Here is a 1271-nt window from a genome sequence, read left to right on the forward strand (position 1 = left end):
TTTTTCATATACTCTAATAAATTACAAGTTATTAAGCCACTTTTTTAGTGGAGCTGGTTATTTTTTTTTCTCTTGGGTCCAGACATATATGGTCCTGGCAGTATGGAGTCTTGTTTTTTACCACACTGTAGATGGTTCTTAGCATTTTGTTGGATACATTGTTCATGATCAAATAGTGGGGTTTTCCTTCCATTTGTTTCTTTTGGTAATACAGCCTATATTCCTTATTATGCTTGACAGCGGATTTAGATCCCATGTACAATAAAGATTTGAGTTTTCGGTCCGCAAAGGGGCTTGTCCTTGGCTTTCCCACCATTTTCCCCGACTCATTGGGGAAAGGGCAGACCCCTGCGTAAGATGCCGCTTTTCGAGCGGTATCAATATTTTTAAAGTTCCCGGTCTTGATGATCAGATCCGTTGCGATTACGGGGCCTATTCCTTTTATACCGGTGACCAATCCATAATTCTCATGAAGTTCCGTGTCGGCCTTTATGATCGCTTCGATCTCCGACTCAACGGCACAGACTTCAGCATCAAGGTTCGATAGGGCCCGGTCGGTATATCGTTGCTCGCTGATGCTCTGCATAGGGCCTTTGGATCGGCTATGGACTCCTGTCCGTAAAACCTTTCTTGCTTTGACCAGCCGGGAACGCAGGGCATACAGGGATTTTAGCTCTGCCATGGTTTCTGTACCATAGGTTTTAAAAGTGAGCCTGTCATAAAAGCGTTCCCCATATTCCCTGATCCTCCCAGCATCCATGGAATCTGACTTCCCCTTGATCAGCCCCAGGCTGTGTTTGATGGTGTAGCCCGGGACCAAGGCTATCTTTATTCCCTTTTGGTTACTGAGAAAGACCAATAGGTCCCCATAGGTTCCCGTGTTCTCCGCACACAGAACAGCACCCTCTGCCACTTTGTCCAGAAACTTCGATATACCGTTCAGCTGGTTTTTCACTTGTTGTTGTTTTTCCTTTCCGTTTTTGTCGATGTAGTTGACATCGAATTTTTCCATTGACAGATCTATTCCGTAAACTTGCATAAATGAATTTATTTATGCTCCACATTGAGTGGCTGAAATCGTGATAATGGGTTTTTCCCTAAATACTCTCTGGCTTTAACTCAATAAATCTGCTGTTCTTAATATGAAACTTAGATTTTATCTATTAGATCGTTAAAGTTAGGGCAGCAGATGGAGCTTTTTTTGCCAAGGTAACACTTCACGATTCATTCTCTTTTCTTGTCTTTATTTTTATAGAATACAAACTAACGAT

1 protein-coding gene is annotated in these 1271 nt (G+C 42.3%); it reads right to left on the bottom strand.

The window, feature by feature from the left end; genetic code table 11:
* Nucleotides 1–31 precede the first annotated feature (31 nt).
* Nucleotides 32–1039 carry an IS110 family RNA-guided transposase gene (locus tag VM932_RS16650; RefSeq protein ID WP_326280417.1) on the bottom strand — a complete coding sequence of 336 codons (1008 nt, stop codon included), beginning with the start codon at nucleotides 1037–1039 and terminating at the stop codon, nucleotides 32–34.
* Between the last annotated feature and the right edge of the window lie 232 nt (nucleotides 1040–1271).

Source organism: Flagellimonas halotolerans, assembly GCF_035818535.1.
GTDB classification, from domain to species: Bacteria; Bacteroidota; Bacteroidia; order Flavobacteriales; family Flavobacteriaceae; genus Flagellimonas; species Flagellimonas halotolerans.